We start from the raw sequence: 24,894 nt of genomic DNA on the forward strand, positions 1-24,894 counted from the left end.
AATTCAGGTGGGGAGTAAATGAAAGCAAAACCGTCATTAATTCATAAAAAACTTGTAAGCGGAATGATTGCAGCAGGTTTGATTTTTTATGCGTTCACTGCGTACTTGATTTATGTAGGATTCCAGCTGGCAGAGCAATATCTAGAGCAGCATTCTTCGCCTAAAACGGTCTTAACGGAAGGACTCAATAAGCAAGTCTATGAACATATTCGAATCTACTATGCAAAGGATGAGGGCACCTTTGTCGATTTGACCATAGAAGCGCTGGAACAGGCAAAGAAGAGAACGATGTCAGTGTTTCAGTATGAAGCTGACAAACCGTTAGATATCATTTATTTTGATGATAAAGAGACGATTGAGCAATTTGCCGGTATCAAGCATATTACAGGTTTTTATTCTGATGTTGATCATATGATTGGATTATACCCAGATAAACGGGAAGAATTGTTGAAGAAAGAGACACTGCCTTTATACTTTTTCAACACGTTATTCATTCATGAGTATGCCCATTTTGTTTTCTATGAAAAGGTGCATGCATACAATGTATCTCCAGTCGTCTTTCCCCTTTGGTTCCATGAAGGAACAGCAGAATGGACGGCCTATGATGTGCTGAACGCCACGTCTGAACGGTTTGACGTCATTCCTTTTAAATCTCTTTATTCTGATCAAGACTGGCAAGAATCTCGCACGACGTATGAGACAGATGTTTATTTACAAAGCTACTATATGATCTATGAGCTTGTGCAGCTTTATGGACGAGATGTCATACATGAGATCATGGAGGAAACGGCGAAAACTAGTCGTTTTGATAGAGGGTTTGAACAAGCGACAGGACAACGTCTCACAGATTTTGAAGAGCAATTTAAACTGAATTATCAAAGAAACAACGGCTGACCTGTAAATAGGTTGGCCGTTGTTTTTGGTTAATGAAGCGGTTTTTGCTGATTGGCTTTGCTTGGCGGCATCTGCACTTGTCCCTGCATAGGGGCAAATGTAGACGTCATCGCCTGCATATCTTGAGCTGTAAGCTGCGGAACTTGATAATAGCTATGTTTGTTTTGATATAAGAAAATTTCATACGCCATTTCAATAAAGTTCGGGATTTGCGCTGCAAGCACACGTCGCACCACAGGGTTTGTGACCTCTAATGCAGTCATTGAGAGTAATCCAGCATGAGATTTCATGAGACCAAGCATATGCCCTGTAATTCCCGCATCTTTTACATCCTGTAATGATTGATTTGGCTTCTTAGGCTGGGATGGTTTTATTCCGTATGTCACCTGTGTCTGTTCTTTCATCATATAAGTAGATGTTTCTTCACTAGGCTTTTGACCAGTAGAAAAGCAATCTACCGTGACGTTGTACTGGGACAATACAAATTGATATTGTCGATCTAACATGTCGGATAATGCGGGATCTTGGATAAATTGCCGAAAGATCATGTATTGATCCAAAATATTAATGGTTCCTGCTAATACCTCATGTAAATCAAATAACTCATGCCCGCCATGATTGAATTGGGGCTGTTGGACATGTCCTTGAACGTTTGGTTGCTGATCGTTTTGCATAAAGAATCCTCCTTCTGTTTATACAGTCTGTTTTAATGTGAGGAAGTTTTCCTCCTTTCATGCAAAAAACATTATTTACAATTAGAGGGTTTTCTTCCTTTTTGTCGAAAAAATGTATCAGACGAATGAACATGGGGGTACCAGATGCAGGACAAAATCATTAATCGTTTGATAGAAGACGAACATGTGCAGGCACCAGTGATTGGCATCGGTGTTTCGCCGTTTGAACAGCATCATCTTGAGGCTTTTTTTCAATCATTTCCGCATGAATTAAATGCCTCTTTTATTGTTGTGCAAAATCATGTGACAGGCGATTGTGTAACTGATTTGGAAGCACTTGTTTTACCGATTGGCTACCGGGCAAAGCCGATTAAGCATGGTGAGAAAGTCATGAAAAATACGATTTATGTTTGTCCGCAGCATGCAGCTGTGACATTGACAGAAGACAAACGGCTACACATAACAGAGCAGCATCCTACGAACAAGGCGTGTGCTGTAAATTCATTGTTTCAGTCACTTGCCAATGTGCAAAAGGAAGAGGCCTATGCGATCTTTTTTCAAAAAGGCTATTGTGTAGGAAGTGGTTTACTTCAAATCGTTGAGCAAGGCGGTACAGCCATATCGTGCAGTGAGATAAATAGTGGGTTTGATCGTATGTATCATCAAACATTTCAAGACCCTTCTGCACTTGCGTCATATATAGCCAACATCATCAACGTTCCGCATACAGATGTTGCAGACCCTGTTTTGATCAGAATCATTGAACGTCTTGAAATGCATAAAGGAATTGCATTTTCAACCTATGAGAAGCGCAGACTGCTCTCTGTCATTCAAAAAAGAATGAGGAGTGCGAACCAATCGATCTCCTTATTGTCCGAGTACGATCGTTTATTAGAGAGAGAACCAGATGAGCTTGATCGTCTGCATGTACAGCTTTTAAGCGGCACGACTTCCTTTTTTAGAGATATGGAAGCCTTTCGAGTATGTGAACATCACATCATTCCGTCGATCATTGATAATACAATGAAAAATGGGAAATCTCGATGCCGCATTTGGATTGCAGGATGTTCTACAGGTGAAGAAGCCTATTCTTTTGCGATGTTATTTTTAGAAGAAATGAAACGAAGACAAGTGTCCATTGAACTTCAAGTGTTTGCAACAGACATCAACCGGAAAGCCATCCAAAGTGCAAGCAAAGGTCTTTATTCGCTTGAGTCTATGGCACGGATGCCAGAAAAATGGAGGGCACGATATTTCGAAAAAAAAGGTGACGCTTTTATTGTGAAGCAGTCGCTTAGAAAACATATAGTCTTTGCTCCTCACAATTTATTGATCGATTCACCTTTTATCCACCTCGATTTTATCAGTTGCCGAAATGTTCTGATGTACTTCCAGCCAGAAGAACAAAAACGAGTCTTATCTCGATTCCAATATGCACTAAAGGATCAAGGGATGTTGATATTAGGACCGAATGAAAAGGTACCCAATATCCCTCGTTTATTTCATTTGTTAAATGAAAAGTGGAACATTTACACCCACTCAAACGTTCCTAAATACAATGCAGGTCATACGGAGTTAAAAGAACGAGCTGTTCAATATATGAAAGAAGTAGAGCAGGAGTATGATGCATGTTTCATCATAGACGATTGCGAGAAAATCCTCGCGATATCAAACGGTGCCTATTCTTTCTTAGCGCATGCAGAAGTCTCAGATGAATTATGTGAATATGTAACCCCTGATTATATGAAAGAGATACTAAGTCAAAGCTTTCAAAAGGTGTGGACTGAAGAGACTGAGGTTGTCTTTCAACATGTCCTCATTTCGGAAAATGGAAGAAAGCAGTATGCAGATTTTACAGTGAAACATTTTGATCGCCGTTTTAAAGGAGTATACGTCATTCTCATTCGGAAGAGTGAGAGAGGAAAAAATCAAAAGAACGGCAGGGACAAAGGGATGTTAGAGCAGAATTCGGTTTATCAACAGCGAATTGTCGATTTAGAAAACGAGCTCAATGAGGTCAAACAAAAGGAGCAAGAAGCAAGGGCTCAATTAAAAGAAAAAAACAAGCAAATAGAAGGGCGCGAGAAAACAAACGAGCATTTTATTAATATTATAAACAATTTAAAGGTGACAAGAGAAGAACTGTACCGGCCGTCTGTGAAGCCAGAACTTGCCACGTTGTTTGTGGACCGGGAAATGAATATTCGCTATCACACTCCTACAGCTACCTCTTTATTCACTTCAGCTCAAACCCGGCACCAGCAAACGTTTCAGTCGATGGTGAAGAAGTTATCGAAGGAAATGCTCTATCATGATATTCAATCTGTCATTTCAGATAGGCGCGTGATCGAACGTGAAATTGAAACGAACGAAGGAGAACAATTCACGGTTCATATGACGCCTTTCTATGATCAAGATCGCGAGGGAGCAGTGATGACCTGGATCAAAATGACCGAAATGACGAAATTGAAGCAGGCTCTTCATCTTGCGGTGACAGCACTTGATAACAGCCATATTCATATTGTGGTTGCAACAGGAGAAGGTGTCATTCAGTGTGTCAACCAGCGCTTTTGTCAGTTTGTACAACAGCATGAATATGACTTGATCGGAAAAGATATTTTTTCTGTCTATTATGCGTTGTGTCAATGTGATGATCTAGCGAAACAATGGGACATGTGTTTAAGAGAGGGCAGCTGGACAGGTGAGCTGTATTTTCAGGACTTATCAGGGCGTGAGCGATGGGAAAGAGTCTCTTTACACCGAATCGATGACCCTGACAAAATGCAGTCTACTGTCATGCGGATTTCAGAGGATATTACAAGTCAAAAACAGTCTGAGAAAATGCTGATGAAGTCTGAAATGCTGTCAGCAGTTGGACAGCTTGCAGCTGGTATTGCCCATGAGATACGTAACCCACTTACGTCGTTAAAAGGCTTTTTACAGCTAATGATTCAAAGTAAAAAGTATCAGAAGGATTATGCCGATGTGATGATGTCAGAGTTTAATCGGCTTGAGTCTATTATTAACGAATTCCTTGTGCTCTCTAGAAGTAAATCTGTTAAATTTGAACCGGTGAATGTGAATCTTCTGCTCGAAGAAGTCATTATGGTCGTTGAATCTCAGGCGGTCTTAAAAGGAGTGTCGATTCAAAAGAATCTGGCGCCCTCACTGCCACATATTCAAGGCATTCCAAATGAATTGAAACAAGTGTTCCTTAACATTCTTAAAAATGGAATTGAAGCGATGGATGGAGTAACAGGTGTGATCCAAGTGACTTCATTATTGAAAAACGACCAAATGATGCTGATATTTGAAGACCAAGGAAAGGGCATACCAGAAGAGGAGATTGGGAAATTAGGTGAACCTTTTTACACAACTAAAGAAAAAGGCACGGGTCTTGGATTAATGATGACCATTAAGATTATTGAAAGCCATGGCGGTACCATTCGTTTTGAGAGCAAAAGCTTTGAAGGGACACGTGTGATTATTACGTTTCCAAGTAATTGAGATCAGTTTTACATGAAATCCATCCAGTCTTAATAATTGCTTTGTACACTAGAAGAGATGAAGTTCAAAGGGGAGAAATCTAATGAAACGTATACAATCGATTCGAATGGTCTGTTGTTTGATTTTGGTGATATTTAGTCTGCAATCTTTACTGCCTAGTATCATGACAGCTGAGGCGTTTTCTTCTTCTGAGAAAAAGGAGACTTTATGGAAACAAACAAAGCCGATGAACATAAAAAAAGCCCGAAAACTGATAGGAGAAACGGTAACGGTGAGCGGAATCGTAACAGCAGATCAATCCGCTATAGGGAATGGGAAACTATCAACATATATTCAAGACAAAACAGCTGGTCTCAATATTTATTCTGCGCAGCCTAAGAATTTTCCAGAACTGAAAGCAGGCATGAAGGTCACGGTGACTGGCAAGGTGACGACTTATAAAGGGCTCGTTGAAATTGTGCCAGATCAAGATCGTCTGAAGATAGATGCTGTGAATCAGCCATTGCCTTCGCCAAAGAAAGTTTCCATTAAACAATTGGAATCGGATCAGGCAAGCAAATATGAAGGAAGATTAGTGAAGGTAAAAGGCTATGTAGAACAGACGCCAGATCAGCCAGCTGGCGGTGGATACAATGTGGTCATCATCGATAAAAAATATCATAGCACAGTCCTTAGAGTCATGGTTGATACGGGTGCCATTGATCAAGTGAAGACCGGAAAATGGTATGAGTTTACTGGCGTTTTAAGCAGATATGATACGCTGCAAGTACTTCCAAGACACAAAACCGATGTCAAATTGCTGAAGTACCAGCCAAAGCCGCCAAAAATCAAAAAAGAATATGAGGCAACGGTAGATCGTGTTGTGGATGGAGATACCATTCATTTGAAGAAGCCTGTGCTCGGCACAACAAAGGTACGCTTCGTGAATATGGACACACCAGAAACCTACCACAAGCCAAAAAATGAATTAGATCAAAACCAGCTGCGCTTTGGACAAAAAGCGACGGATTATTTAAAAACGCTTCTTTCAAGTGGTGATCGAGTCACATTAAAGATTGGCCCGGAAGCAAAGGATGGATATGGACGTCTTTTAGCTCAAGTCAAAACCAAAAAAGGGCTGAATACGAACCTAGAGCTTGTGAAAAAAGGATATGCCCCTACTTATTTCATCTGGCCTGTTGGAGATGAAAAAGAGTATCAGATGTTCCAGCAAGCAGTGAAAGATGCCAAGGAAAAAGGGCTTGGTATTTGGAATGAAGAAGATCCTCTGTTAGAACAGCCGTTTGAATTTAGAGCACGCGAGCAGAAAAAAGGGCTCACACGTTATGTGGGGGATTCATCTGCAAAAACCTACGTATCACCTGACAGCTGGAATGAGATCGATGTAGATAAACGTGTCTTTTTTGCTTCTAAAGAAGAAGCAGAGCAGGCTGGATATCAGGCGTCAGCATCATCCAGTGAAGTCCCATTAACCATTTTAAGCATGAATGATTTGCATGGGAAAATTGATCAGCAATATGAGCTGGATGTAAAAGGTGATGGCAGTAAAGGAACATATGGACGGATGGATTATGTGGCGGCTTATATAAAACAAAAGCAAGCTGCGCAAAAAAATACACTGACAGTTCATGCAGGAGATATGATAGGCGGAAGCTCGCCAATATCGTCTCTTTTACAAGATGAACCAACGGTTGAACTAATGGAGAACATCGGCTTTGATGTTGGGACAGTTGGCAACCATGAGTTTGATGAAGGTGTAGATGAATTATTGCGCATCTTAAAAGGTGGAGATCACCCGAAAGGCACAAAAGGGTACGATGGGCAGAACTTCCCGCTTGTTTGTGCAAACTGTGAATACAAGGATACTGGCAAACCACTTTTACCGGCCTATGAAATTATGGATGTCGAAGGAATTCCTGTGGCTTTTATCGGGGTTGTGACAACATCAGCGGCAGGTATGGTCATGCCAGAAGGAATTAAAGACATTCAATTTACTGATGAAGTCCAAGCTGTCAATGAAGCAGCGAAGGAATTAAAGCAAAAAGGGATTAAAGCGATCGCAGTTCTGGCTCATATGACCGCCTCTCAAAATGGTGATACCATTACTGGAGAAAGTGCAAGGCTTGCCAAAGAAGGCGATGACGAAATTGATGTCATTTTCGCTGGCCATAATCACGAAGTGGTCAATGGAGAGGTGAATGGAAAATTAATTGTCCAAGCCTTTGAATACGGAAAAGCGATTGGAGAAGTCAATGTCACACTTGACCGGAAAACAAAGGATATTGTCAAAAAGAGTGCAAAGATCCAGTATGTAGACCAGGCTGGTATTGAAAAGGATCAGGAAGCAGCGGACATTTTAGCTCATTACGGAAAAGAAGTGGAGCCGATTATTAGTGAGGTGGTTGGAGAAGCAGGGGTCAAGATGGAGGGCGGCTATTCAAATGATGGTGATACACCACTTGGCAATCTCATTGCGGATGGCATGAGATATTCAATGAAAAGTGACTTTGCCATGATGAATGGTGGCGGCATCAGACAAAATCTCGAAAAAGGACCCATTACTTGGGGAGACCTCTTTAATATTCAGCCATTTGGAAATGTATTAGTGAAGCTGGACATCAAGGGGAAAGATTTAGTTGATATCATTGAAGCTCAAATATCTCCTCAATTTGGACCGGATTATAGCATTTCAGGCTTTTCTTATTCGTACAATCCGTTAACATATAAAGTAGTCGACTTAAAACTGCCTGATGGTTCTTCCGTTGATTTCGATAAAACGTATACACTCACAGTGAACAACTTCATGGCGACTGCCACTGGAAGTAAGTATGCACCGATTGGGCGGCTAGGGAAAAATCCGGAAACAGGCCCAGAAGATTTAGAAGCAACGGTCGCTTTTGTAAAAAGCTTCGAGGGAGCTTCTATTGTGTATCAAAAAGAGGGCCGAATTCAACAAGCGAAACAAGAAGAAAAGGCAGCAGCAAGCTAAAGAATCATCAGCAAAGACAAAGGAGTTAACGCATGAAAAAATGGCTTGCAGTGATTGTCATGTCAGCGGGGATTGTGGTGCTTGGCTGGGGAATCTGGCAAATGGCTTCTACTCACTTACAAACAGCACATTCTTTAGAGGAAGCAAAGAAGGTCGTAGAAACTGATCAAGGGATGACAAAGGAAAAATTTTCACCTGAAATGGGGAAAGCCTCTGGCATCCTGACCATTCCGAAATTAAAAGCTGATTTGCCGATTGTTGAAGGGACAGATGCGGACGACCTTGCCAAAGGCGTCGGTCATTACAAAGGCAGTTATTACCCTGATCAAAATGGACAAATCGTTTTGTCGGGACACAGGGATACGGTCTTCCGCCGGACTGGTGAACTGGATATTGGGGATCAGCTGAAAATCACTGTACCGTATGGTGAGTTTGTTTATGAAATTACGCATACGAAAATTGTGGATCAGTATGATACATCCATTATTACCTTACAAAATAAAAAAGAAGAGCTTGTGTTAACCACATGCTATCCATTTCATTTTGTCGGCAACGCACCAGAGCGGTACATTATTTATGCGAAAAGAGCATCTGTCTAACGTCAAAAGAGCCTGTATGATCAGGCTCTTTTTTCTACATATTGTCCATTAATTCAGCCATATCAGGTGGAAGCGGTGCTTCTATCGTCAGCTTTTCACCTGTGAATGGATGGTTCATGTCTACTTGTTTGGCATGAAGGGCGCATCTGTTTATCAGGTCACGCTTCCCGCCATATAATGTATCGCCAGCTAAAGGATGCCCGAGACTGCTAAGATGGACCCGAATTTGATGCGTTCTGCCTGTTTCTAATTGCAGCTTAACGGCCGTCATCTGTAAACGTTTATTGAGATGAAAGACCTCATAATGAGTCTTGGCGCTTTGACCAGTAGGAGAAACCCTCCTTCTGACGGCATGGTGTTTATCACGTCCAATGGCTGCTTGGATCGTTCCTTTCTTTTTCTTAAACAGTCCTTGTGCGATGGCAAGATACGTTCTGTTAATCGCTTTTTTTGAAAGCATTTGATCGAGTACAGCATGTGCCAACCTGTGTTTGGCAAAAATGACGGTGCCACTTGTGTCTTGATCCAGCCTATGTATATGTCTGACCCGCTTTTCTTCTCCATTTGCTTGAAAATGGAAAGCGACTAGGTTCGCCAGCGTACCTGTTTGTCCTTTTTCATTTGGATGCGTCGGCCTTCCAGCAGGCTTTTGGACAACTAATAAATGCTCGTCTTCAAAGAGTACCTCTAATTCACCGTATTCTGGCGTCACATCACTTTCTTCCGTCTCAAATAAATCAATGAGAATCTGATCACCTGTACTCACTTTTGCAGCATGGTGGGCAGGTTTTTGATTGAGACGGACTTTTTGGTGCTCCATCCAAAAATGGATAATCGGTTTAGAGGCAGACACTTCGTCTTTTAAAAATTGACTTAAGGAATTGCCATTTTGCTGCTCACCTACTTTTAGGGAGAGCGTGTGTCCTTTTATGATCATGATATTCGTCCTCTCTTTGGGTATATATAGGAAACACTTACCTTAGCGAATGACTTTTTTTCTGTGCTATTCTGAATGGAGTAATAACGACAGAGAGGTAGATGCCACGTGAGATTAATGAAAGCTGCGACAGACCTTCAAGAGCAGGCAATTGAAGAAGTATCAAAGGAAATTGAAGATCTCTTATCCCATTCTGTCAATGGAGAAGCGCAGGAAAAACAACCCCCGCTTACATTCATTGATGGTGTGTATAACGGGACAATGGATGATGCTTTTCGTATCTTATCAGGTCTTCAGCTATTACATACCATTATTTTAAAGCCGAAGCGACATATCACAAAACGAGATCGTGAGTTATTTGAACTCAACCGTGAACAAGTTAATGCGTGCGGCTTTTCTTTCCCGTTTGATTTAGATGATTTTGCAGGCCGTCACCTTCAAAATGCGTAAAAGTTGGTGTGAACTTCCTTGTTAACTTACAAGGTCGTCGCACATACTATTTTTAAGGGAACGGAGAAACCTTCAAGATCTGTAATACCAATTCCGCTCTTTTTCAACAATGTCTATTCTCCACGAATCGGAGCGCTTGGATCTCTTGCAGAAAGAATCGAACATGACAGGAGCCTGACAAAACGATGCAGGCTCCTTTTATACATAATCATTTTAGCAGACATTCATCTTTGAAAGTCAATTTTATTCACGATATGATAGCAGTATGGAAGATATTTCAGACTTTCGGAAAAAAGGAGTGGCCTCTTTGGTAAAGGCGATTATATTTGATTTTGATGGATTAATTTTAGATACAGAAACACATGAATATGAGGTTCTGCAGGAAATGTTTGCGGAGCATGAATCGGAGTTGCCTCTGTCTGTATGGGGAAATGTGATTGGAACGCAGGCAGGTTTTAAGCCTTTTGAATATTTGGAAGAGCAGTTAGGGAAGACATTAGATCATGAGGCACTCACAGAAGACCGGCGTTCACGTTTTCAAAAGAGAATGAAGGACGAAGCAGCAAGACCTGGTGTAGAAGCTTATTTAGAAGCGGCAAAGGAGCTTGGAATTAAGATTGGACTTGCTTCCAGCTCAGATTATAAATGGGTGTCTGATCACCTGAAACAAATTGGACTTTTCGATTACTTTGAATGTATCCGCACGTCAGACGATGTGGAAGAAGTGAAACCTCACCCAGAACTTTATTTGCAAACCGCACAATGCTTAGGCGTTGAGCCAAAAGATTGCGTGGCATTTGAGGACTCTGTGAATGGGTCAATCGCTGCCAAACGAGCGGGCATGAAATGTGTCATCGTGCCAAATAAAGTGACGAGCACACTGCAGTTTGAAGAATATGATGTTAGATTAGAATCCATGGCTGAAATCGAATTGCTCCAGCTATTCCATCAGCTTGAAAAAGAGGATCAGTAAGGGGGCAATACATCATGGCAGAAAAACTAGATTTAACACGATTTGAAAAAAGAATGGTGATTCGAAATATTAGAGAAGAAGATATCGACCGAATCATCGCATTGCAAGAGGTATGCTTTCCAGGCATGGACCCTTGGAAAAAAGAGCACCTTGAAAGTCACCTTGAACATTTCCCAGAAGGCCAGTTCTGTGCGGAATTCGAGGGAGAAATCATTGGCTCATGTTCAAGTTTATTAATTAACTTTGATGAATACGATGATCGTCACACATGGCAGGACATCACAGATGATGGATATATCACAAACCATAATCCAGATGGGATGAATATGTACGGAATTGAAGTAATGGTCAGTCCTGAGTACCGCCGGATGAAAATCGGTCATCGTTTATACGAAGCAAGAAAAGACTTAGCGAGAAGATTAAATTTAAAAAGCATCATCATTGGCGGACGTATCCCGAATTATCATAAATATCAAGAGGAAATGACGCCTCGCCAATATGTAGAGCAAGTCATGCTGCACCAAATTTATGATCCTGTGCTATCTTTTCAGCTGTTAAATGAATTTAGCCTGATGCGGATCAATCCGAATTACTTGCCGGATGATAAAGCTTCCAGTACGTACGCAACGCTAATGGAATGGAACAATGTCGATTATCGTCCGCAATCGAAAAGATATTATAAATCGGCGTTCCCAGTACGAATTTGTGTCATTCAATATGCAATGAAGCAAATTCATTCCTTTGAGGAGTTTATGAATCAAGTGGAGTATTACGTGGATGTGGCATCAGATGCGTCAGCTGACTTTGCCGTTTTCCCGGAAATTTTTACAACGCAGCTTATGTCATATTTAGAAGAGAGATCACCAAGTCTAGCAGTGCAGCGGATCACAGAATATACCGAGGACTACATCAATTTGTTTACAGATCTCTCGGTCAAGTACAACATTAATATCATCGGTGGTTCTCATTTCGTTGAAGAGGAAGGGAAAATCTATAATATCGCCTATTTATTTAGACGTGATGGAACGATTGAAAAGCAATATAAGCTGCATATCACGCCGAATGAAAGAAAATGGTGGGGGATTTCAGCTGGTGACCAAGTCCGGGTATTTGATACGGACTGCGGGAAAATTGCGATCCAAATTTGCTACGATATTGAATTCCCTGAGCTTGCTCGAATTGCAGCTGACAAAGGAGCGAAAATTATTTTCACTCCATTCTGTACAGAAGACCGTCAAGGCTATTTACGAGTACGTTACTGTGCGCAGGCGAGAGCGGTTGAAAATCAGATATATACGGTCATTTCTGGAACGGTCGGAAACCTTCCGCAAACAGAAAATATGGATGTCCAATATGCACAATCAGCAATCTTTGCACCATCTGATTTTGAATTCGCAAGAGATGGCATTGTAGGGGAATGCAACCCGAATATTGAAATGGTGGTTGTCGGTGATGTCGACTTAGAAATATTAAGAAGGCAGCGTCAAGATGGGACGGTTCGTCAGCTGAAAGACCGAAGAAGAGACGTGTACCATATTGAATATAAGAAATAACCAAAACAAGCGCCCCGCAATTATGCGAGGCGCTTTTCTTTATGTTTACATTTTCTTTAATGCGAGTGTAGCAAAGTGGGCAATGCTTTTGGCAGCTAAAAATGGAACGTCTGATTTGACAAGAGATTGATAAATCGTTTTTTCTACTTGTTTCCATGTAAGAGCAGGCTCTTCTAAAAGATTTTTTAAATCAGGTCCTACATGCTGGTTGAAAAACTGTTCAAATTGTTCACGTTTTTCTTGTCCGGCAATCACTTCTAATTTTTGTAGCCACTTTTCTTGTTTTTGGAAAGATTGTTCGATGTTTTGTTTAATGGTGTCTGTTGTTGAAGGAAGCTGAAAATCACTTTCTGCTGTCACCTGCTTCGTTTGAATAGATGCAGCATCAGCTGTTTGTGTAATAGGTGAAGCGAATAAAAGGACAGAGGTGGAGAGCATCAAAGATTTTGCGATTGTTTTCATTAAGAAAACCTCCTAGTTCATTTAGTATTGTGCACGAGATTTATTATACATTTTTGTTAAAATAAGGTAATGGGGCTTACCGCTTATTTTTTCATGCGACAAAGGGATGCCAAATGAAAAGACGAATATACTGAATGGAAATGATGTTTTACAAAGGGAGAGGGATATGGGGCGAGAATCTAAACATCTGTATATCAATTTGCCGGTTAAGCATGTAAATGAGTCAAAGGATTTCTTTGAACAGCTAGGTTTTGACTTTCAACAAGAACTGACGAATGAACATGCTGCTTGTTTTGTGATGAATGAGACGATCACAGTCATGCTGTTATCACTTAAGCATTTCCAATCCATTTCAGAGAAGGAATTGGTAGATGCCAGAAATGGCGCAGAGGTCATTATCTCTTTACAGGTCGAGACGAGGGAAGAGGTTGATGAGCTTGTAGAGCGTGCGATCGCAGCTGGTGGTTCACCGTTTAAGGAAAAACAAGACCATGATTTCATGTATGGCTGGAGCTTTCAGGATCGTGATGGTCATTTATGGGAAGTGTTTTATATGGATGAGGAGAGAAGCGACCTTTCATAAGGGTGCTTCTTTTTTATTGATGATCAGTGGTATGATAAGAGGGTAAAAAATAAGGAATTCATCTAGAGAAAAGTAGGTGCTGCATGGAGTTTTTACTTGTCTTAATGCCAGTGTTCGGCATATTCCTTATAGGGTATATTGGGCAGAAGACAATTGGTTTTGATATACATACGCTCTCATCAATGTCTTTATATTTAATGTCACCTTTTCTTGCGTTTGAAACCTTTTATCAAAATAAAGTATCGATGGACTATGTGTACTTATCTATATTTGTCGTAGGGCTTTGTCTTTCACTTGTTTTATGTGTCTTCATTTTATCTCGAATTTACGGGTATTCGAATGAAACGTATTGTGCCATGATTTTGTCATCAGCATTTATGAATAATGGAAATTACGGCACGCCTGTTGTCCTTCTTGTTTTTGGAGCAGCTGGTTTAGATATTGCGATTGTGCTAATGGTCCTTCAGCAGCTCGTCATGAGTACGATCGGCATGTATTATGCAGCAAAAGGTGGAGAGGACGCGGGAGACTTGAAGGTCGTTCTAAAAAAAGTGCTGCGTATGCCGGTTGCTTACGGGGCTCTTCTTGGTTTATTATTTCAGCTCATTGACCTTTCATTACCTAAAGAGCTTATGACAGGTGTTCAGCTGGTCGGGGATGCAGCGATACCAACGATTATGCTGATTTTAGGTATGCAGCTCGCAGTGATTTCTTTTAAACAAGTGGATTATCGCAATATTTCCTATGCGGTGCTGCTCAAGCTGTTTATTTCACCTCTCATCGCCTTTGGTTTTACACTTATTTTACCTGTAGATGATTTGGTGAAACAAATTATGATTTTAGTTGCAGCGATGCCGACAGCGGCGAATACAACGCTGATGGCTGTGCAATTTCGAACGAAGCCTGAGTTTGTCTCAAGCACGACGTTTCTCAGTACGATTTTAAGTATTGTGACTTTACCTGTTTTATTATGGATTTTATCCATGCACCCTCTGGGATAGGGGACGGCAAACAAAGGGGGACTTATGAATGAATGTAGATGTTCATTTTCAAGTAAGTGATGTGTTAAAAACGAAGCATTTTACGCATGCGAAAGTGTTAGCTGGGGAAAAGGGATTGTTTCGGCAGGTAAAATGGGTACATGTACTTGAAGTGCCTGCTGTAGAGGATTTGTTAAACGGAGGCGAGCTGATCTTAACGACGGCCGCGGGCTTCCATGATCAATTGGAAGTCTTTCAGGCGTTTTTAAGGCAGTTGATTGACTCAGGTGCGGCTGGACTATGTATTGAATTTGTACCGCTCCGGTTTGATGTACCGGAAGAACTGATTATTTATGCAGAAGAACGTGATTTTCCGCTTATTCTGTTTACAAAAGAAGTGAAGTTCGTCAATATTACACAGCATCTCCATACGATGATGATTGAGCGTCAGTATCAGATGATGGCGGATTTAGAAACACTGTCGTCCAAGTTGAATGAGCTTTTATTGACTCCTCATCCGCAGATGGATATTTTGGATCAAGTGTATCAGCACGTGAGAGGGATACTACTGCTGATCCCTGTTCAAGGTGAGCCGATTATTTTATGTGATTCATCCAAACAAACAGAAGAGCTTGTGATGAATTATTTACAATATGCTTCATTACCAAAAGGATATGAAGTGACGCAAAAACAAGTCCTTGCACTCAAACAAACCTTTGCAGACCTCGTCCTCATTCATCAATCGAACACGCTCTCGGAATTTGAACTGCTTGTGATGGATAAAGGAGCGAATGCCCTTGCCCAGCAAACTTTAAGAGAGATGTATACAGAAGAGCTGAAGAAGACAAAAGAGAATGAATGGCTGCAAAAATGGTTTCATGAAGAGCATACAGAAAGAGAAATCATAGAACACCTTGAGGAAACAGAAGGACTGAAAAAACCGACCGGCTGTGTGGTGATGCTCTTTCAAAAAAACCACCAAATAGAAGAAATCGCAGGGAATCTTTATTTTCTTGTCTCTTGCCGTTCTATTTTTCAGCGTGCTGGTTTCTATTTGATTGTGTACGAGCATCAAGGACAAACCTTATTTATTTTATTGAATACAAGAAAAGTTGAGGACTGGAAAGAGCGTGCAGAAAAAGCGGCAAACGACATCACGCAATTATATGACCGTGAGAAGCCCGGCGAGGCAGTCATCAATTATGGAATCGGTTCATATTGTGAGCAATTTCAGTCTATGAGAAAAAGTTTTCAAGCAGCGAAAGAAGTGCTGCATTTAAAGAAAGTGATGCCGCAACGGATAAAAAGCCCATTTTATCAAGATTTACATATGCTTCGGTTGATGCCTGTCATGAAAGAAAGCGGGTTATTAGAATGCATGGTGAAAGAGTATTTAGAGCCGGTGATTTTATATGATAAACAAAATAGCGGCAGGCTCTATCAGACGCTGAATATCTTTTTACAGACAAACGGTTCTAAAAAAGAAACCGCAAGCCAGCTCTATATTGTGAGGCAGACGCTTTATCACAGATTGGATAAGCTTCATGCTTTACTTGGTGAGGATATGATGCAAGCGCCAAAACGTCAAGCGCTTGAATTTGCGATCCTTGCTTATGAATTTTTACAGGGGAATCGCCATTAATGGTATATGTTAGATTTGCTAAGGGATCAAGTAGAGTGTCTCATGGTTCTTTTCAATCAGTTGACGATCTGTCTAATGTAATGTGTCTGGCCCCTTTTTTATAATGAGAGTAACGACACGGGCGGTCTTGTTTCAGTTTCATATGCCTCACTTTTATCCATATAATGAATGGAGAGGTCATATGCAGGACCGGTTTAAGTTTCTTTTATGATGAAAACGGATACATGGGGGCGTGGGAAGATGAAAACACATAACGCACAAGATCTTCAGGCGAAAGATGATCAGTTCATTTGGCATCATATGAAAGGGACAAACAAAGAAAATGAAAGTATGGTGATTCATGAGGCAGAAGGCGCATGGGTGACAGATATTCATGGAAATCGCTATTTAGACGGAATGTCAGGACTATGGTGTGTAAATGCCGGATATGGACGTAAAGAGCTTGCAGAAGCGGCGTATCAGCAATTAAATACGATGCCTTACTACCCACTGACACAAAGCCATGTGCCAGCGATTCAGCTGGCTGAGAAGCTCAATGAATGGCTAGGCGGGGACTATGTGATCTTCTTTTCTAACAGTGGTTCTGAAGCGAATGAAGCGGCATTTAAGATTGCCAAACAATATCATGCGCAAAAGGGAGAGAGTACACGCACAAAATTTATTTCCCGATATCGATCGTATCATGGCAACACAGCAGCAGCTCTAGCCGCAACGGGTCAAGCGCAGCGTAAGTACAAATATGAACCGTTAGGGCAGGGGTTTATCCATGTCGCACCGCCTGATATGTACCGGCATCCTGAGGATCAAGAGAGCTTGGCAAGTGCTGATGCAATCGATCAAGCGATGACGTGGGAATTAAGTGAGACCATTGCTGGGGTCATCATGGAGCCGATGATTACAGGAGGCGGTATCTTAATGCCGCCAAAAGGATATTTGAAGAAGGTGAAAGAAATCTGTGAAGATCATGGAGCGCTCCTTATTGTGGATGAAGTGATATGCGGCTTTGGCCGGACAGGAAAGCGGTTTGGATTTATGCATGAGGAAGTGAAACCAGATATCATCACCATGGCAAAAGGGATCACAAGTGGATATTTACCGCTATCTGCAACGTGCGTGAAACGAGACATTTATGAAGCGTATGCAGGAGAAGATACGTATGACAGGCTACGGCATGTGAATACATTTGGCGGTCACCCTGCTTCCTGTGCGGTGGCACTTGCTAACCTAGAGATCATGGAAAACGAGCAATTAGTGGAGCGGTCAGGCACGCTTGGCCAAGACATGCTCGAACGTTTGCAAGAGTTAAAAGAGCATCCATTTGTCGGTGATGTGAGAGGAAAAGGCCTGCTGTTTGGGATTGAGCTTGTGCAGGATCAGGCGTCAAAAAAGCCAGCTGATCCAAGTGTAGTCGGTCAATTGATTACAGAATGTAAAAAGCGAGGATTGATCATCGGGAAAAATGGCGATACAGTGGCTGGTTATAATAACGTGGCACAGCTCGCACCACCGCTAAATATCACTGATGAAGACGCCTCATTCATTATTCATACTTTAAAAGAAAGCATGGCGCAATTATAGCAGAGAGGTTTCTCTGCTTTTTTCTATGCTTTTTTCTATGTCCAGAAAGGATCAGGTCTGAATCGATCTGCTAGGCTGAATGGTCAATGTGTACACTAGGTGTATTGAAAAAAACATGCGATTCTATTACTGTAAGGAGAAGATAGAACCAATACACACGAGAAGGAGACGGCATATGAGTTTTCATGATCAACCCATTCTACCTGCTGTTCGCAATATGAAGCAATTTGAGGAATTTTTAAAAAGTCCATTTACATATGGGGTCTTACTAGATGTTCACTTAGGGCGGCTTAAGGGCATCATGAATGAGGCGAATGCGCATCATAAAAAAATGTTTGTCCATGTCGATCTCATTCACGGAATCAAACATGATGAGTACGGAACGGAATTTATTTGTCAGGAAATGAAACCAGCTGGCATTATTTCTACTAGGTCTTCTGTCATAGTAAAAGCCAAGCAGAAAAAGGTATATGCCATCCAGCGAATGTTTTTACTTGATACAAGTGCGATGGAAAAAAGCATGGAGTTTGTCGGGAAACATCGTCCAGATTTTATTGAAGTATTGCCGGGTGTCGTGCCAGATTTAATTACAGAAGTGCGCGAAAGAGCTGGAATACCAATATTTGCAGGAGGATTTATTCGAACAAAAGAAGATGTAGAAAGGGCGCTTGCAGCAGGGGCGACAGCTGTCACCACATCGAATACAGAGCTTTGGAAAGCATTCCAAAAGTGAAAAAGATAAAATGTGAAAATTGATTGACAACGTTTTCATCCTCTGTTACTATAGCACTAAGTTAATATCATGTGATGGAGAAACGGAGATCCACAACGACGCTTTACTAGGTGACAAATGACCCTGATGTAAAGTATGTTTGTTGTGGATCTTTTTTCTTTATCTTTTCTACACATTTATAGGGGATGGCAACTGAACCAGAGGAGGAATTTTTCATGACACCATTTTGGGGTGAAGTCGTTGGTACAATGCTTCTTATTATTTTCGGAGGCGGTGTGTGTGCGGCAGTCAGTTTAAAGAAATCGCTCGCTTATCAGTCCGGCTGGATTGTAATCGCTTTCGGATGGGGATTTGCAGTAGCAATTGCAGCTTATGCCACTGGAGGAATCAGCGGTGCACATTTAAACCCGGCGCTGACAATAGGTCTTGCATTAGAAGGAAGTTTTCCTTGGGCTGATGTTCCAATGTATATTGTCGGTCAAATGCTTGGCGCATTACTCGGAGCTATTATTGTCTTCTTACATTACTTACCGCACTGGAAAGCGACAGACGATCCAGGTGCAAAACTAGGCGTATTCTCAACTGGTCCTGCGATTCCGCATACTTTTGCAAACGTGCTCAGTGAAGTCATTGGTACATTTGTATTGGTGGTAGGAATTTTAGCGATTGGTGCAAATAAATTTGCAGACGGAGTCAATCCGCTGATTGTTGGTTTCTTAATTGTCGCAATTGGTCTTTCATTAGGTGGTACAACTGGTTACGCAATTAACCCTGCACGTGATTTAGGTCCAAGAATCGCACATGCCATTCTGCCGATTCCAGGTAAAGGTCCATCAAATTGGAAATATGCTTGGGTTCCTGTTGTTGGTCCAATTTTGGGCGGTGCATTTGGCGGTGTTTTCTATAATGCAGCCTTTAAAGCGAACGTCACACCAGCCTTTTGGATTGTAAGCGTTATTTTAGTTGTGGTATTGTTAGGACTCTATGTTTCTACGAAAAACCAGACAAATGCTGTCAATGAAAGTATGTAAGGGGAGGAAAACATCATGGCAAAAGAAAAATATATTCTCGCATTAGATCAAGGGACAACAAGCTCAAGAGCGATCTTATTTGATCAAGAAGGTAAAATTGCCCATACAGCTCAGAAGGAATTCAATCAATATTTTCCGAACCCAGGCTGGGTAGAACACAATGCAAATGAAATTTGGAGCTCTGTTCTATCAGTTATTTCAACTGCTTTAATCGAATCAGGAATTGAAGCAGATCAAATCGCCGGTATCGGAATTACGAACCAGCGTGAGACAGCTGTCGTTTGGGATAAACATACAGGCGCACCCGTTTACAATGCAATTGTTTGGCAGTCACGACAAACATCTGGTATATGTGATGAGCTAAAAGCGCAAGGGCACAATGAAACGTTTAGAAATAAAACGGGTCTACTCATTGATGCTTATTTCTCAGGTACTAAAGTGAAATGGATTTTAGACAATGTAGAAGGTGCTCGTGAGAAAGCAGAAAATGGTGACTTGCTTTTTGGCACAATTGATACATGGCTCATTTGGAAAATGACTGGCGGTCAATCACACGTGACAGATTATTCGAATGCATCAAGAACGTTAATGTTCAATATTTACGATCTGAAATGGGATGAAGAACTACTTGATATTTTAGGTGTTCCAGCTTCCATGCTGCCAGACGTCAAACCATCATCACACATTTATGGTGAAACAACAGACTATCACTTCTTCGGTAAAAATATTCCGATTGCAGGAGCGGCAGGAGATCAGCAGTCTGCGTTATTCGGTCAGGCTTGCTTTGAAGAAGGAATGGCGAAGAACACATATGGTACAGGATGTTTCATGTTGATGAATACAGGGGAAAAAGCAATTAAGTCGGATCATGGATTGTTAACGACGATTGCATGGGGCATTGACGGCAAAGTTGAATATGCTTTAGAAGGAAGTATTTTCGTTGCTGGCTCAGCGATCCAGTGGCTGCGTGATGGACTTAGAATGTTTAAAGACTCAAAAGACAGTGAAGCTTATGCTGAGCGTGTTGAGTCAACTGACGGCGTATATGTTGTACCAGCATTCGTTGGTTTAGGCACACCATATTGGGATAGTGATGTCCGAGGCGCTGTATTCGGTTTAACACGCGGTACTTCTAAAGAGCACTTTGTTCGTGCAACGTTAGAATCACTTGCTTATCAAACGAAAGATGTTTTAGATGCGATGGAAAAAGATTCAAACATCTCACTTAAAACATTGCGTGTCGATGGCGGGGCTGTAAAGAATGATTTCTTAATGGGCTTCCAAAGTGATTTGCTCGATGTACCAGTAGAACGTCCAGAAATTAATGAAACGACGGCACTCGGTGCGGCCTATCTTGCGGGAATAGCAGTTGGCTTCTGGAACGACCGTTCAGACATTGCAAAACAATGGAACCTTGACAAGCGCTTTGAACCTAAAATGGAAGAAGACAGCCGTGACTCGTTATACAACGGGTGGAAAAAGGCTGTAAAAGCAGCTCAAGCTTTCAAATAAACAAAAAGTATGGTATACTTCAAGTAAGTTAATAGAACGGTTGGAGAACTGGAGAGACCGCAAGCACCGAAGTGTAGAAATACGCTTTGGGTGTTTGCGGTCTCTTTTTCTTTACCGTACAACATGGGAGGAACAAGAGATGACTTTTTCTAGCTTAGAAAGAGAACAAATGCTTCAGGACATGACAAAAAAACCATATGATGTGTTTATCATTGGTGGGGGTATTACTGGCGCTGGTACAGCACTTGATGCGGCTTCACGCGGAATGCGTGTCGGTCTTGCGGAAATGCAGGACTTCGCAGCAGGTACGTCTAGCCGCTCAACGAAACTTGTACATGGCGGACTTCGTTATTTAAAACAATTTGAAGTGAAAATGGTCGCAGAGGTCGGTAAAGAGCGTGCCATCGTATACGAAAACGGTCCTCATGTGACAACGCCAGAATGGATGCTTCTTCCAATGCATAAAGGCGGGACATTCGGTAAGTTTTCAACTTCAATCGGACTTAGAGTATATGACTTTTTAGCTGGCGTTAAGCATAGTGAACGCAGAAGTATGCTAAGTGCAAAAGAGACACTTGCAAAAGAACCGCTAGTGAAAAAGGATGGCTTAAAAGGCGGGGGCTACTATGTTGAATACCGTACAGATGATGCACGCCTGACAATTGAAGTCATGAAAGAGGCTGTGAAATTCGGGGCAGAAGCGGTCAACTATGCGAAAGTAAAAGAATTTATTTATGATAAAGGCAAAGTTGTCGGTGTTGTCATTGAAGATGTGATGACGCAAAAAACATACGACGTATATGCGAAGAAGATTGTCAATGCGACTGGTCCTTGGGTCGATCAGCTAAGAGACAAGGATCACTCAAAAGAGGGGAAACATTTACAGCATACTAAAGGAATTCACTTAGTATTTGACCAATCTGTTTTCCCATTAAAACAAGCAATCTACTTTGACACACCTGATAAACGAATGGTCTTTGCGATTCCAAGAGAAGGAAAAACGTATGTGGGAACAACAGATACAGTTTACAAAAAACAGCTGGAACATCCGCGTATGACAAAAGCAGATCGTGATTACGTGATCAAAGCCATTCAATATATGTTCCCAGATCTTCATATTACAGAGAAAGACGTTGAATCTAACTGGGCTGGTCTTCGTCCACTCATTCATGAAGAAGGAAAAGATCCTTCAGAAATTTCTCGTAAGGATGAGGTATGGACATCATCTTCAGGCTTAATCACGATTGCTGGCGGTAAATTAACAGGTTACCGTAAAATGGCTGAACACATTGTGAATCTTGTACGTGATGGACTTAAAGAGGAAACTGGAAAAGATTTCGGACCATGTAAAACGAAACATATGCCAATTTCAGGCGGACATGTAGGCGGTTCAAAAAATATGGCATCCTTTGTTCAAGCGAAAACGGCAGAAGGAGCATCCGTTGGTTTGACAGAACCGATTGCACAAAAATTAGCTGAGAAATATGGCTCAAACGTCAGCAATGTCTTCAAGCGTGTGGAGCAGCTTCAAGAGGAAGCAGACAAACGAAACATTCCCGCATATGTGTTGGCTGAACTTGTCTATGCGATCGAAGAAGAATTGGCTGTTACACCTGTCGATTTCTTCTTGAGAAGAACAGGCAGCCTATTATTTAATATCAATTGGGCAAAAACGTATGCTCAGCCTGTTGTTGACTATATGGCAGATCGTTTTGGCTGGGATGAAGCGACAAAACAGAAACATCAAACTGAATTAGACCGACTATTCCATGAAGCAGTCGTACCGCTTGATGCTGAATAAGTAAAAAGCCGATCGTGTATCGGCTTTTTTTATTTTGTTCATCGTTTTTTCATATGTTCATGATATAACATGACATGAAGGATAATTCCATATAAAATAACAGTAGATGTTATTTTATTGATGATAAGAGCTGGGAGGACGACCATGAGTTGGAATACGAATTATGAGCGTTGGATCAATGAGAAGCACCTGGATACTGAACTAAGGGAATGGCTGGAGGCACATCAAGATGATCATCAAGCGCTTGAAGACTGCTTCTACAAAAACCTTGAGTTTGGTACTGGAGGAATGCGCGGAGAAATTGGTGCTGGAACGAACCGAATGAATGTTTACACTGTTCGAAAAGCATCTGCTGGTCTTGCTGCGTATATTGCAGCACATGGAGAGGATGCAAAAAAAAGAGGCGTCGCCATTGCCTATGATTCACGCCATAAATCTCCTGAATTTGCGATGGAAGCAGCCAAAACACTTGCTTCACATGGCATTCAAACATACGTATTTGACGAACTGCGTCCGACACCAGAACTCTCTTTTGCAGTTCGAGAACTGAATGCCTTTGCAGGGATTGTTGTGACAGCAAGTCACAATCCGCCAGAATATAATGGCTATAAAGTTTATGGAGAAGATGGAGGCCAAATGCCCCCATTTGAAGCAGATCAAGTCATTAAAGAAGTAGATGCCATCGAAAATGAATTAGCCATTTCAGTGGAATCAGAAGAAGTATTGAAGCAAAATGGTTTGATCCGCATGATTGGTGAAGAAATCGATCAAGCGTATATGGAAAAATTAAAAACGATTCGTGTGCACCCTGAGCTTGCAAAAGAAGTCGATGTCAAAGTGGTGTTTACCCCGCTTCACGGGACGGCGAATAAACCTGTCCGAAACGGACTTCAGGCATTTGGTTATAAGCATGTGACGGTTGTGCCTGAACAGGAAAAACCAGATCCGCAATTCTCGACGGTCACGTCTCCAAATCCAGAGGAGCATGCCGCTTTTGAATACGCCATCAAGCTTGGCGAAAAGCAAAATGCTGATATTTTGATTGCGACAGATCCAGATGCAGATCGATTAGGTATCGCTGTGAAAAATCATGATGGTGAATTTACCGTTTTGACCGGCAACCAAACAGGCGCCTTACTACTTCATTATTTATTATCTGAAAAACAAAAACTAGGTCAGCTGCCGCCTCGCCCCGTTGTGATGAAAACGATTGTGACAAGTGAGCTTGGGCGTGCTGTTGCCTCAGCATTTGGAGCTGACACGATTGATACGCTCACTGGCTTTAAATTTATCGGAGAAAAAATCAAGCAGTTTGAAGAAAGCGGAGAATACACGTTTCAATTCGGCTATGAAGAAAGCTACGGCTATTTGATCGGTGATTTTGCACGAGATAAAGATGCAGTTCAAGCGGCGCTATTAGCAGTTGAGGTCGCAGCCTTTTATAAGAAACAAGGGAAGTCATTATATGATGCGCTTGTTGATATTTTTAAGGAATTTGGATTTTACAGAGAAGGGTTAAAGTCATTAACCTTAAAGGGGAAAGTAGGAGCAGAGCAGATTTCTGCTATTCTTCATACCTTTAGATCAAACCCGCCAGCTTCTATCGCCGGTCAGCGCATTACGGTCATTGAGGATTATCAATCAAGTCAAAGACACCTTGTGGCTGAAAAGAAAGAAGAAACGATTCATCTGCCGGCATCAAACGTCCTGAAATATTTCCTTGAAGATGGCTCATGGTTTTGTTTACGACCTTCTGGTACGGAGCCTAAAGTCAAATTTTATATTGCAGTCAAAGGCACATCGTTAACAGACAGCGAAGAAAAGCTGAAACACTTATCAGAAGAAGTCATGAAAGTCGTCTATGACATTGTGGAAGAAACAGCTAAATAAAACATCACAAAGCCATCATGTCATGCATGATGGCTTTTTCTCAGTCAAAAGGATGAGAAAAAATCATCCTTTTTGAGAAAGAGCCGCACAGATGCTCATGGTATAA

The 24,894-nt window shown here is 41.5% G+C and carries 19 protein-coding genes; 16 read left to right on the top strand and 3 right to left on the bottom strand.

From position 1 onward, the window contains the following. Nucleotides 1-18 precede the first annotated feature (18 nt). On the top strand, nt 19-894 hold the full coding sequence (locus NSQ52_RS04740) for a hypothetical protein (RefSeq protein ID WP_342473955.1): 876 nt from the start codon (nt 19-21) through the stop codon (nt 892-894). Nucleotides 895-923: 29 nt separating this feature from the next. Here NSQ52_RS04740 and NSQ52_RS04745 read toward each other — a convergent pair whose 3' ends face one another. Beyond that, nucleotides 924-1,568, bottom strand: a complete 645-nt coding sequence (locus NSQ52_RS04745; protein WP_160758334.1) for a spore coat protein — start codon at nt 1,566-1,568, stop codon at nt 924-926. Nucleotides 1,569-1,712: 144 nt separating this feature from the next. On the opposite strand from NSQ52_RS04745, the gene NSQ52_RS04750 reads away from it, so the two are divergent. From NSQ52_RS04750 to NSQ52_RS04760, 3 genes are all read left to right on the top strand, one after another. Then, nucleotides 1,713-5,075 (top strand): CheR family methyltransferase, encoded by a 3,363-nt coding sequence (locus tag NSQ52_RS04750; protein ID WP_342473956.1) that lies wholly within the window; start codon nt 1,713-1,715, stop codon nt 5,073-5,075. Between the two features lie 82 nt (nt 5,076-5,157). Then, nucleotides 5,158-8,064 (top strand): 5'-nucleotidase C-terminal domain-containing protein, encoded by a 2,907-nt coding sequence (locus NSQ52_RS04755; RefSeq protein WP_058337540.1) that lies wholly within the window; start codon nt 5,158-5,160, stop codon nt 8,062-8,064. A gap of 32 nt (nt 8,065-8,096) precedes the next feature. Next, on the top strand, nt 8,097-8,663 hold the full coding sequence (locus tag NSQ52_RS04760) for a class D sortase (protein ID WP_039169246.1): 567 nt from the start codon (nt 8,097-8,099) through the stop codon (nt 8,661-8,663). A gap of 34 nt (nt 8,664-8,697) precedes the next feature. Here NSQ52_RS04760 and NSQ52_RS04765 read toward each other — a convergent pair whose 3' ends face one another. Next, nucleotides 8,698-9,600 (bottom strand): RluA family pseudouridine synthase, encoded by a 903-nt coding sequence (locus tag NSQ52_RS04765; protein ID WP_058337539.1) that lies wholly within the window; start codon nt 9,598-9,600, stop codon nt 8,698-8,700. A gap of 108 nt (nt 9,601-9,708) precedes the next feature. Between NSQ52_RS04765 and NSQ52_RS04770 the strand changes: the two genes are divergently transcribed. From NSQ52_RS04770 to NSQ52_RS04780, 3 genes are all read left to right on the top strand, one after another. Further along, nucleotides 9,709-10,050 carry a DUF5365 family protein gene (locus tag NSQ52_RS04770; RefSeq protein WP_024719947.1) on the top strand — a complete coding sequence of 114 codons (342 nt, stop codon included), beginning with the start codon at nt 9,709-9,711 and terminating at the stop codon, nt 10,048-10,050. 307 nt (nt 10,051-10,357) lie between these two features. Continuing rightward, a complete protein-coding gene (locus tag NSQ52_RS04775; RefSeq protein WP_024719948.1) occupies nt 10,358-11,023 on the top strand; it encodes an HAD family hydrolase in 666 nt (221 codons plus the stop codon). Nucleotides 11,024-11,037: 14 nt separating this feature from the next. After that, nucleotides 11,038-12,576: a bifunctional GNAT family N-acetyltransferase/carbon-nitrogen hydrolase family protein gene (locus NSQ52_RS04780; RefSeq protein WP_007497061.1), complete on the top strand. Its 1,539-nt coding sequence runs from the start codon at nt 11,038-11,040 to the stop codon at nt 12,574-12,576. A gap of 45 nt (nt 12,577-12,621) precedes the next feature. On the opposite strand, the gene NSQ52_RS04785 is transcribed toward NSQ52_RS04780, so the two are convergent. Further along, nucleotides 12,622-13,038, bottom strand: coding sequence for a hypothetical protein (locus NSQ52_RS04785; protein ID WP_024719949.1), 417 nt, complete (start codon nt 13,036-13,038; stop codon nt 12,622-12,624). Between the two features lie 166 nt (nt 13,039-13,204). Here NSQ52_RS04785 and NSQ52_RS04790 point away from each other — a divergent pair, with 166 nt between their 5' ends. From NSQ52_RS04790 to NSQ52_RS04830, 9 genes are all read left to right on the top strand, one after another. Further along, nucleotides 13,205-13,621, top strand: coding sequence for a VOC family protein (locus NSQ52_RS04790; RefSeq protein WP_024719950.1), 417 nt, complete (start codon nt 13,205-13,207; stop codon nt 13,619-13,621). A gap of 83 nt (nt 13,622-13,704) precedes the next feature. Continuing rightward, nucleotides 13,705-14,622: an AEC family transporter gene (locus tag NSQ52_RS04795; protein ID WP_007497064.1), complete on the top strand. Its 918-nt coding sequence runs from the start codon at nt 13,705-13,707 to the stop codon at nt 14,620-14,622. 28 nt (nt 14,623-14,650) lie between these two features. Further along, a complete protein-coding gene (locus NSQ52_RS04800; RefSeq protein ID WP_144678974.1) occupies nt 14,651-16,243 on the top strand; it encodes a PucR family transcriptional regulator in 1,593 nt (530 codons plus the stop codon). Between the two features lie 240 nt (nt 16,244-16,483). Further along, nucleotides 16,484-17,821: an aspartate aminotransferase family protein gene (locus tag NSQ52_RS04805; RefSeq protein WP_342473957.1), complete on the top strand. Its 1,338-nt coding sequence runs from the start codon at nt 16,484-16,486 to the stop codon at nt 17,819-17,821. Between the two features lie 175 nt (nt 17,822-17,996). Continuing rightward, nucleotides 17,997-18,554, top strand: coding sequence for a glycerol-3-phosphate responsive antiterminator (locus tag NSQ52_RS04810; RefSeq protein WP_017360356.1), 558 nt, complete (start codon nt 17,997-17,999; stop codon nt 18,552-18,554). A gap of 215 nt (nt 18,555-18,769) precedes the next feature. Beyond that, a complete protein-coding gene (locus NSQ52_RS04815; RefSeq protein WP_008349011.1) occupies nt 18,770-19,585 on the top strand; it encodes an MIP/aquaporin family protein in 816 nt (271 codons plus the stop codon). A gap of 15 nt (nt 19,586-19,600) precedes the next feature. Next, nucleotides 19,601-21,097: a glycerol kinase GlpK gene (gene glpK / locus NSQ52_RS04820; protein ID WP_342473958.1), complete on the top strand. Its 1,497-nt coding sequence runs from the start codon at nt 19,601-19,603 to the stop codon at nt 21,095-21,097. A gap of 139 nt (nt 21,098-21,236) precedes the next feature. Beyond that, a complete protein-coding gene (gene glpD / locus NSQ52_RS04825; protein WP_327878707.1) occupies nt 21,237-22,898 on the top strand; it encodes a glycerol-3-phosphate dehydrogenase in 1,662 nt (553 codons plus the stop codon). 144 nt (nt 22,899-23,042) lie between these two features. Continuing rightward, nucleotides 23,043-24,788, top strand: a complete 1,746-nt coding sequence (locus NSQ52_RS04830) for a phospho-sugar mutase (protein WP_024719954.1) — start codon at nt 23,043-23,045, stop codon at nt 24,786-24,788. The last annotated feature ends 106 nt before the right edge of the window (nt 24,789-24,894 follow it).

Origin of the sequence: Bacillus sp. FSL W8-1141 (assembly GCF_038593205.1) — a bacterium.
GTDB classification, from domain to species: Bacteria; Bacillota; Bacilli; order Bacillales; family Bacillaceae; genus Bacillus; species Bacillus altitudinis.